The organism is Thiosulfatihalobacter marinus, from assembly GCF_016019955.1.
GTDB classification, from domain to species: Bacteria; Pseudomonadota; Alphaproteobacteria; order Rhodobacterales; family Rhodobacteraceae; genus Shimia; species Shimia marinus_A.
The window spans coordinates 1-10,205 of sequence record NZ_JAECRZ010000033.1; the positions used below are offsets into that span (position 1 = coordinate 1).

Sequence of the window (10,205 nt, forward strand, 5' to 3'; positions counted from 1 at the left end):
TTCGCGCTCTGCACGCCACTGAGCCGCCATTGCGGCATAGTCGATCTGGGGATTGGTCATGGGTCTGTCCTCTTGTCAGAAGTTGGGGGGCCGGGCGTGACATCGGTCAGCCCGCGCCCGGTAAGCGCAGATCGGCCAAACCCCGATCCGCGACGCCCGACCCAAAGCCCGCTTTGGCTTTTCAGGTGGCTTGGTCTGCCGTGATGGCAGGCCTCTGCCCCACGACCCGGGCCAGAATACTCCCCGTGTCGACCCCTTCCCCATGCGGCAGGAACACACGCAGCTGGAAGGCGATGATCTCGGTGAAACAGCCAAGCGCCTTGAGGCCATCGATCATGCCCCGATCCGCACCGCCCAACTCGAGTCGCATTTCGCCTGCGACCCGGCGACGGGTCAGGGTCAGGCCGCGGCCCAGCTCGACCGGCGTGGTGGTCCCAAGCGCCGCGGTCAGCATTTCTTGCGGCGTTTGCGGGTTGGCGACCAGGAAGCGCGCGCGCAGCGCGGCCGCACCTTCCTCGCTCAGCGTGCGCCCGATCATGGCGGTCGCCCCGTCCGGCGTGACGCGATAGATTCGCTCGTTGGTGGTCGGGATGTCCTTCCAGATCGGCAGCAGCAGCCCAGTTAGCAGGTAGAGCTTGGTCGTGGTGGTTTTTGGCAGGGACGCAGCCTCGGCATCCCAAAGCCCTGCAAACTCGGGCCTGCCGATCTCTTCCCAGGCCGAGGACGCGAACCGCGTTTCCTCGAGGTAGCTCGACCCGTTGGGCCGCGCCGCCTTGCGCATCAGCATGACAATGTCCTCGTCATACATCTGCATCGGACGTGCCGAGATGAGCGCCGCGCGACCGGAGGCGCGATTGACCATCGGCAGCTTGTCGGGATTGCGCGACATGGCCTCGTCGGCGCCCCGGATATAGACTGGGTCGGTCACCTCGAGCCCGATGATCCGCGTCACCGCGCCGGATTTCGGGCAGGTCCAGAGATCCTCGGTGGAGACCTGTTCGATCTTTTCGCCACGCAGGGTTTCCACACCGAGATCGAGCGTGCCCGCCGCGCGCGCCCGCTCAGTCTGATCGGATATTCTCGCCATGAACTCCGCAAAGAGTGCGTTCTGCATGTGGATGGGAAGGGCAAGCACCCGATTCAGAAACCGCTGGATCGGGGGAAGCTCTTCGAGCAGCACACCGTCCTTGTCGATCAGCCGCAGGGCTGTCCAATCGGTGAAGCTCTCGTAGCTCATCGCCTCGGCGCGCCCGGCGGCGAGATCGGCGAAATATCCTCGCAAAGCCGCCCGCGCGATCGGGCTTTCGAGATTGTCCTCCTCGCGGAACATGCCCTGCGAGCCGGTCTCGCGCTGGCCCTTGGTGAGCGCCCCCAGCTGGTCGAGGCGTTTGGCGATCGTCGAGGTGAAGCGCTTCTCGCCATGCACATCGGATGTGCAGACCCGAAAGAAGGGCGCGCTGACCTGGGCCGAGCGATGCGTGCGGCCCAGTCCCTGGATGGCCGCATCGGCGCGCCAGCCGGGCTCCAGCAGATAATGCCGCCGCCGCTTCTGGTTCTTGGCCGTTTGCGCCGCGTGATAGGAGCGGCCCGTGCCGCCTGCATCGGAGAAGATCAGGATATCCTTTTCGCCGTCCATGAAGGCTTGGGTCTCGGAGGAATTGCTGCTGGCGGCGCGCTTTTCGATGAAGAGATGACCATCCTCGGCCTTGAGGGGCCGAATAGATCGGCCCGTCACTTCAGCGACGGCCTCGTCGCCAAAGACCCAGAGGATCTGATCGAGCACCGAGGGGATCGGCGCCAGCGTCATCAACTCCATCATGGCCGCATCGCGCAGAGCGAGCGCCTCGCGCGAGACAACCAGTGCGCCGGTCTCATCCCGCAAGGGTTCCGCCACCATATTGCCGTCGATCTCGACCAGCTTTTGCGCATGAATCGGGAAGGCCTGTTCGAGGTAGCCCAGAACGTAATCGCGCGGCGTCAAGGCACCCTCGACGAGCTCGTCTCCCGCGTCCATCGTCTCAAGCCGACGTTTCAGCAGGCTCTCACCCGTTGAGACCACCTGGATGACGCAAGCATTGCCCGCCGCCAGATCGTCCTTGATGGCGCGGATGATGGTCGGCACCTTCATGCCCATCAGGAGATGGTTGAAGAAGCGCTGCTTCGTGCTCTCGAAGCGGGACTTGGCCGAAGCCTGTGCGGCCGAGGCATTGGTCTCCCCCGAGGCGTCATTGACGCCAGTCGCGGTCAGTGCCGCCTCGAGATTGTGGTGGATCGTCCGAAACGCACCTGCATAGGCGTCGTAGATCTCGATCTGAGCCGGGGTCAGCGCGTGTTCGAGCACATCATATTCCACGCCATCGAAGCTGAGAGCACGGGCCGTGTAGAGACCGAGCGTCTTGAGATCGCGTGCGACCACCTCCATGGCGGCGACACCGCCCGCCTCCATGGCCGAGACGAAACTCTCGCGGCTCGGGAAGGGGTATTCGGGCCCCTGCCCCCAGAGACCGAGACGCGCGGCATAGGCGAGATTGTGCACGCTCGTCGCTCCCGTGGCGGAGATGTAGAACACCCGCGCGCGCGGTGCCGCAATTTGCAGCCGCAAACCAGCAAGGCCCTGCTGGGAGGGTTTGACCCCCCTGCCCTGCTCGGACCCCGCCGCATTCTGCATGGCATGGGCCTCATCAAAAGCCAGCACGCCGTCGAACCCCTCGCCCATCCAGTCGAGGATCTGGCTCAGTCGCGTGGTGCCGCATTTGCCCGCGGACCGCAGCGTGGCGTAGGTGACAAAGAGGATGCCGTCGCCCATCGGGACGGGCTGGTCCGGTTTCCATTTGGAGAGCGGCTGGATGTCGGCTGGCGAGCCGCCGAGATCGGTCCAGTCGCGGATGGCGTCCTCGATGAGCGTGGCGGATTTGGAGACCCAGATCGCCTTCCTGCGCCCGGAAAGCCAGTTCACGAGAATGAGCCCTGCGCATTCGCGGCCCTTGCCGCAACCGGTGCCGTCGCCGAGGAAATAGCCAAGGCGATAGGCACGTGCATCCGGGTCATCATCGGCGCGCGTCAGCTTGGTCTGGTCGTCATCGATGGTAAACCGACCGGGCAGATCACGCCCATGGGCATCATGCGCCATGATGATGGTCTCGAGCTGCGCCTCAGAGAGATGTCCCTCCTCGATCAGTCGCGCGGGCAGGCGCAATTCCGCACTGGCCCCGCCTGTAGGCACGGGTGGCGCGACCGAGGCCATGGCGATGCTTTCCACCAGCGGCGTGGGATGTTCCTGTGCGCCCGCGATCTCGATCCGCTGCGGGCGGTAGCGCGCATAGATGTCCGAGACAGGCGTGTTGTCGCGCGGGACAGAGAAGCTGGTGAAACTGAGCGGGACAACGGTATTGGTCGGGGTTTTGGAGGCGGCGATAGGCGCAGAGGCGGTCTTGCGCGAGACAGATGATGAAACTGTCGGCCGAGCATGAGAGATCGCTGCTGCCATTTGGGCGGGGCGCGCCTCGGGCCGGGTTGCGGCCACGGCGTCGACAAAAGGAAAGGCTTCATCCAAGTCGCTGACGCTGGCGCGGATCATCTCGCCGTCCTCCTGCACCTTGTCGAAGACCATCAGCTGGGTTTCCACAGAGGTGCCGAGCTTGCGGTAGACCTGCCCCGGCATCGTCAATGCCAAGCGCGGCGTCAGGAGACCGCAGGCGCGGGACCAATGCGCGGCATCGCGTTCGGGCGTGAACCCCTGCGGCATGATCGCCACAAGTCGCCCGCCGGGCGCGAGACGCTTTGCAGCCGCGATGAGATGCTTGGCGGCGATGTGCTTGTCTCGGGAGCGATCGACCGAGGAGGCGAAGGGCGGGTTCATCACCACGACGTCGGGTAGAACCGGCGTCTGCAGCAGATCGTCGATATGCTCACCGTCATGGCCCGTCACCTCGCCACCGAAAGCCGCGCGCAGGAGGCGCTGACGAAAGGGGTCGATCTCGTTGAGCAAAAGCGTGGCACCGGCCCGGGCGGCGAAAGCAGCCAGGGCACCGGTGCCCGCCGACGGCTCCAGCACGGTCTCGCCCTTGCTGATCGCCGCGGCCCGCAAGACCAGCGCCGCGAATGGCAGCGGCGTGGAAAACTGCTGCAGCCGGATCTGCTGCTCGGAGCGGCGGGTTTCCGTCAGGAGCCGCGAGGCAAGCAGCCTTGCAGCGGCGATGTCACCTGAAGCACCTTCCCCACGCAGCAGCACCTGAACAGCCGCGGCCTGCATCAGGTCATATGCCATGCGCCAGTCCCAGGCACCGCCGGCATCACTGCCATGGAACGTCTCGCGCATGATACGCGCGAGCGCTGAACTGCGCAGGGGCTGGTTGTCGACCTCCGCACCGATTTGCGAAATGGCAGAGGCGAGATCTGCGTCGGAGATTGAGAGAGCCAGGTTGGCCGTTCTGGGCTTGGACATGGGATTTTCCTTTGGATAAGGGTCTGAGTTCCAAAGGACAAAAAGCCCGCTCTACACTTTTTGAGCGCGGAGCTGGCTTTAGCGGACCGCAAGTGAATAGCGGTCCTGTCGCTCAATTCCCCTGCCCCGCCATAAACTCGGCGAGCACCGGGCTGGCTTCGCTTTTCGCGGAGCCGAGCAGCTTCGAGCCGGCAAGCGAGGCTTTCGACAGACGCACGAGCCCGCCGGTTTCCTCGATGCAGTAGCAGCGGCGTTTTTGCCGCCCGCGTCTGTAGTGGGTTGCGGTGACGATCTGGCAGGTGCTGCCATCGGTCAGGGTCACCGGCGCGGCGAGCTTGATCCTGTCCCCCTCTTGATAGTCAGGGATCGCGGCCCAGTCCCGGCAGCGCTGGCGCCATGCACGGGCGTAGCTGTCCGGATCTTTCAGGTCGGAGAGAAGCTCGATCAGCCCAAGCGGAGCACGAGAATCGTTCGGGCCAGCGCTTTCCTCCATATCCTTATAGCCCCAACACCCATCGTCGTAGGCGGTGAGGAAGACGGCGGCGAAAGTGATCGAGCCGTCAGGATCGGTGACATAGGTCGCGTCCTCGACAGGGGTGCCGTCGCGATTGGTAACCCTAGCCGCTGCATACCAGGTGGAGCCAACCTTGCAGGCCTTGACCAGTTCAGTTTTGCGCGTGTCGCCCTCAAAGGTGCAGAGCCGGGCAATTTCCGCTTTCTCATCCGCGTAGGATTTGACGCGGCCGTCGGTGTAGAACAGCCATCCCATCTCAGAGTCCTTTCTCTCATTGGGGAATTGTTGTCGCCAATGTCCCGAGAGGGCCGCCGGCCCGGCAGGGTATTGGCGATGCATGTTTGAGAAAGGGCCGTTACGCCGCCCTCCGATCATCGAGCTCCATCAGCGCATCGAGCGGCACGCGGTAGGGCTGCATGGCGTCGAAATCCTCGCAATTGCCGCAGTTCTGCACGATCGCGAAGGTGTCGCAGGCATCCTTGAGGATGACCCGGAAGGTGCCGCCGAGGCCCGAGGGCACCTCATAGGTCCCGCCGATGAGATAGTCCGAGGCCCGGCGCATGAAGACGCGGATGCTGTGGCCATCGGTGGCGAGCCGGATGGCCCCCCGCCCCCGGTCGATGAGCACCTGCACGTCATCTAGGATGTCGGTGTAGAACTGGCCGGTCAGATCACGAAACGCCATGCGGCGCTGCGCCATCCAGTCTTTATCCCGAAACGGGTTCATGCCGTCGGCGAAGGCGAAGGAAGGATCGGCCTGCTCGGTGGTAACGATACGGGTGGTCGTGCCATCGATGCCGTTCGAGCGCAGATGCACCCCGTTGCCCACGATGAGGATCAGGGCGGGCCTGTCCACGGGCCCGTTCCAGTTGGGCAGGAAGGTTTTGCAGGCGCGCGCATGGGCGATCTGTGCCGCAACAGCGGACGCAGAGAACTTGAGAATAGCCATGGGGATGTCTTTCTGTTCGGTTTGGAAGAGGGTCGACCCGCGCGGGGAATGCCTCGCGCGGGTCGCGTGAGGACTCAGGCCGCTTGCGCGACCTCGCTGTCAGGCTCGGGGGTTTCCGCAGCGGGCTCCGCCTCATCACAGGCGACACCGGCGGTCTGCATCATGGGCGGGCACCAGGCGGCCACGGCAGCGCGCTGCGCGTCCGTAAGCGTGGCGAAGGGTTCAGCGAAGAGCTTGTCACAAAAGGCGACGATCTCCTTCTTGCTGGACGAAGCCAACGTCACCGCCTCCTGGGCGAGACCCAGATCCTCGCCGAGGATCTTCAGGAGCCAAGCCTTCTTGAAGCGGTTGAAGAGCGCCGCATTCGGCGTCCAGTGGGCGCGGATGTCGGGCATGATCTCGATCTCCAACGCATGCATCAGGCTGTCGCGCTGGCGGTCCCGCGTGAAGCAGGACTGCGTGGTGCTGGCGGTGGCATAGGCCACGAGCTTGGCCTTCTCGCCGGCCTCCAGCGCGCGAAACGCCGCGAACTGATCGGCGGGGGACCGGGTGTCACCGAGCCAGGAGAGGTCCAGCGCATCATGCGCCGCCGCTACCTTCTCGAGCGAGGTTGCGTCGATCTCGTCCATCTTGGCATGGCTGCGGTATTCCTTGCGGGCCTCGACCTTGATCGCCTGCGTGACACTCATGCCGCTGGCCAGAACGTCACTGACAAGCTTGAAGAGCGTCAGATCGAGCGTGGCCTCGGGATGCAGCGCCATCGCGGCGCCAAGGGCCATAGCCCGCTCGGTCTTGAGGTCCTCTGCCAGCGAGGCCGGATAGGTGATTTCGCCTGCGTCCGGGGCCCCCTCCCCCGTCGGGTTGGCGGAGGAGCCGCGCGCGCCCTCCTCTTTGACGGTGTCCTCGGGACGCACGAGGCCCACATGGAGCGTGATCTGCCCACCCTGCCACGACGCGATCACGCCTGCGCGGGCAAGGTCCTCAGCGCTGTAGGCCTCCTGTAGGTCGCGGGCTTCCTCTTCCAAGGCGTCCACGCGGTCGTAGAGCGCATTGTAGGCATCGTCTGCGAGCCCCTCATCCTCCATCTCGAGCTGCAGTTTGTCGAGCTCCACGGTGATCTCGTCGATGCGTTTCTGGGCGGCCTCGTCCGGCTCAATGGGACCGGGATAGACCCTGCCGTAGTCGGCCATGATCGCATAATCATAGCGCACCACCGCATCCGCCCAGGCAAAGCCCAGTTTTGCGCGGGCCTCTTCGGCAGCGGCACCGAGCTTCTCGAGCAGGATGGCCTCGACTAATGCCGTATCCTCGAGCACGGAATGCTCTTCCAGAAGGTCAGCCGCGACGGCGCCGCCGCGGGCCTCATAGTCCTCGCGCACAAAGGCACCGATATCATCGCTGACCTGCACACCGCGGGATTTGAGCGCCTGACGGACGGTATAGGCCTGCAGGTAGCTGCCTTCCTTGGTGAGCGCCTCATAGACCTCGCGCTGCACCTCTTGGCTCGGGTGCTCGGCAAAGGCTTTCATCGTATCGAGCGTGATCGTCTTGGCCCGGGCTGCGGCGCGAATGTCGGGATGGATCAGGCCATAGCGCAACCGGCCTTTCACGGCCGCCACCGTGGTGCCGAAGGTCTTGGCAATCGTCTCGGGCGTCTGGCCGTCGACCTCCATCATCCGCGCGAAAGCCTCGAACTCATCGATGGCGTTCATCGGCGCTTGCGTGATGTTCTCGGCGAGCGACAGGGCCGTGGTGACATCGCAATCCTCCGGCACGAGGCGGCAGTCGATCTTGGTTTTCGCGGTGAACCCCTTGGCGGCCTTGTCCGAGACCAGCTCCTTCAGCGCGGCATGGCGGCGACCGCCTGCGAGTACGGCATATTTGCCGTCAAGCTTCTGGACCAGGAGCGGCTGCAGGAGACCCAGCACGGCGATGCTGGCTTTCAGGTGGGCGATGTTCTCGGGGTCATAGGTTTCCGGGGAGTTGCTGCGCACATTGGCGGGATGCGGGACCAGATCGCCGATGGCGACGGAAGCGGGATTAAAACTTGCGGTCATGGGATATCCTTCTTGGTGAGTTAGATGCGGCCCGCGCCATCACGCGCGTGACCAATCCCCGGCTTCGGGGATCACCACAACAAAAGGCCCACTCTCCCTTTTGAGGGGTCAGCGGACCTTGAGTTTGCGAATGGGTTTTCTTGGGAAGAGCCCCTGCCCTACCAGTCGCGCGCCATCATGATCGTCAGCACGCGCATGGTGGTGGCGGGATTGTCCGGGGCTTCGGCCCCGTAGCGGAAATCGGAATCCGCTTCATAGAGATCAATCTTCCAGAACACGGTCTCGCCGCAGACCTCGACCGCCCCGAAATCGCGCCATCCCTCGGGGTCATTTTCGGGTTCGAACGTGTCGAACATGCCCGTGGCCTTCACCGCCTCGGCCATGAAACCGTCACCGGCCTCCATAAGCGAGCGGGTCACATGCATCCGGCCTTGGATGGGCGCCTCTGGTGCTATCCCGAGGCAGGCTAGCTTGCGGAACGCGTCATTCTGAGCGGCGATTACGGCGGGGTCTGGGCGGTCTGTCAGAGGCTGTGCTGCGTTGGTCATGGGTCTGTCCTTTGAGAGGTTTGAAACACCCTTCCCAAAGCCTGCTTTCCCTTTGCTGGCACAAACCGGTCACGCGGCCTGGGTGCTCTCCCCTGCCCTGCCCGCCTCCGATCGCGCGATAAGGTAATCACAGGCGCGCTGCGCGTCAGCGGCGTGCTTGAAGATGGCGCCCTTGTCCGAGCGCAGGACGCGCAGCCAATTGTAGAGATATGCCGCGTTCATCTCGAGCGTATGGGCCGTAAAGCCGAGCGTCTGGCCAAGGAACACCGAGGTCAGCTCGGCGACGATTTCTTCGCGGGCATAGGCCGTGTTACCGAAGCGTGACAGACCGTAGTCGCGGTTCAGCCGATGCCGTGCCTTGGTGGCATGGGCGAGCTCATGCGCCCAGACCCCGTAGAAATTGCGCGGGTTCTCGAACCGCGTGATGGGCGGCATGAAGACCTTGTCCACGGGTGGCAGATAGTAAGCTTCCTTCCCCGTGAAGACGGTCGTGATGTCGATGGCGTCGAAAAACACCTGCATATGCGGGATGGGCTCGGAGGGTGGATGTTCAGGCACTGGCCTCGGGTCGGGGTAGAAACTGTCGGGCAGGCCCTCGATCTGGCAGGCATTGAACACGCGGTAGGATTTCTGGAAGCGAAAGATGCGGGCTTCCTCGGAGTGATCATCGCTCTCCCTGTGCTGATCCTCATCGCCGGCGTTCGTCTGGCTTTGGCCGTAATAGACGACGACAGAGGATTTTTCGCCCTTGCGCACCTTTGCGTCCAAGGCATTGGCCTGCGGAATGGTCATCCAGAAGGGAGAGCTGTGGCCCGCCATCACGGTGCGCATGGTCAGCAGGAAGTTGTTGACCCCTTGGTAGGGCTCACCGCCCACGCGCAGGGGGCGTGAGCTGCTGCCTGCCGTCCAGGGCTTGCGCCACGGCAGGACGCCACGCTCAATGATACGGATGATTTCGTTGGTGATGACCTCGGAGGCATCGAATTTGGGCGTGCGCGATCGGGCCATGGCTGGCCTCCTTTCGAATGTTGTTGAGGGGGAGTGACGACTAGGTTGACCGACAGAGCCGTGGATCGTTGGTGATGCTCGCGCCGAGCTTTTCGACCATGTCGATGTAGCTGGTCAGCGAGACAGACCTGCCGGGACCCGAATGGTCAGGGTCGACCGATCCGTCCCGCGTCACCCGCGGCAGGTTGGCGAAGGCAATGACATCCGTGACGAGTCGGATATCGATGAAGGGCGTCCCTCGTGCGACCGCAAGAGAGGCCAAGGGAAAGCGCTCGATCGGCGCGAGGGTCGAAACGGTGGTCCAACCGAGGTGAATGAACGTCCCACCCTCTCCGCAGATCACATGGGCATTCGGCAATGTCCCCGCCAGCCTGAGATAGCCGAGATCACGTAGGACAACCTCGCGTTCGAGATGCCGCGCCAGCGCCGTTTGGCCAGTTCTGCGCAACTCTCCATGCCGCCACCAAGAGGCAGCAGTTGTGCGCAGTACGCGCAAGACACTTGTTTGCATGGGTAAGCCCTTCATCCAGAACGGCAGACCGGAACCCGGCCCGGACCCGTCCGAGGCACCCCAAGGTCCCTCAACTGTCAGTCACAAAACCCGAAGGACACTTCCGTAATGGGGCGGATCATTGTCAAGGGTTTCCGGCAAGCCAAGAATTCCGGCGAACATTTCTTTCTTCAC

7 protein-coding genes are annotated in these 10,205 nt (G+C 63.7%); all 7 read right to left on the reverse strand.

Annotated features, from left to right (window positions below; all coding sequences use genetic code 11):
* Window positions 1-181: 181 nt before the first annotated feature.
* Complete coding sequence (locus I3253_RS20085; protein ID WP_197919571.1) at window positions 182-4,444, reverse strand: strawberry notch family protein; 4,263 nt, start codon at window positions 4,442-4,444, stop codon at window positions 182-184.
* A gap of 112 nt (window positions 4,445-4,556) precedes the next feature.
* Window positions 4,557-5,213 carry a DUF6927 domain-containing protein gene (locus I3253_RS20090; RefSeq protein ID WP_197919572.1) on the reverse strand — a complete coding sequence of 219 codons (657 nt, stop codon included), beginning with the start codon at window positions 5,211-5,213 and terminating at the stop codon, window positions 4,557-4,559.
* A 100-nt stretch (window positions 5,214-5,313) separates the two neighbouring features.
* Window positions 5,314-5,907, reverse strand: a complete 594-nt coding sequence (locus I3253_RS20095; RefSeq protein ID WP_197919573.1) for a regulator — start codon at window positions 5,905-5,907, stop codon at window positions 5,314-5,316.
* Between the two features lie 74 nt (window positions 5,908-5,981).
* Window positions 5,982-7,964 carry a ParB/RepB/Spo0J family partition protein gene (locus I3253_RS20100; RefSeq protein ID WP_197919574.1) on the reverse strand — a complete coding sequence of 661 codons (1,983 nt, stop codon included), beginning with the start codon at window positions 7,962-7,964 and terminating at the stop codon, window positions 5,982-5,984.
* Window positions 7,965-8,122: 158 nt separating this feature from the next.
* The gene (locus I3253_RS20105) at window positions 8,123-8,512 is read right to left on the reverse strand and encodes a DUF3768 domain-containing protein (protein WP_197919575.1); all 390 of its coding nucleotides are present in this window, start codon (window positions 8,510-8,512) and stop codon (window positions 8,123-8,125) included.
* A 69-nt stretch (window positions 8,513-8,581) separates the two neighbouring features.
* A complete protein-coding gene (locus tag I3253_RS20110; RefSeq protein WP_197919576.1) occupies window positions 8,582-9,520 on the reverse strand; it encodes an ArdC family protein in 939 nt (312 codons plus the stop codon).
* A gap of 40 nt (window positions 9,521-9,560) precedes the next feature.
* Window positions 9,561-10,046, reverse strand: a complete 486-nt coding sequence (locus I3253_RS20115) for a hypothetical protein (protein WP_197919577.1) — start codon at window positions 10,044-10,046, stop codon at window positions 9,561-9,563.
* Window positions 10,047-10,205: the final 159 nt, after the last annotated feature.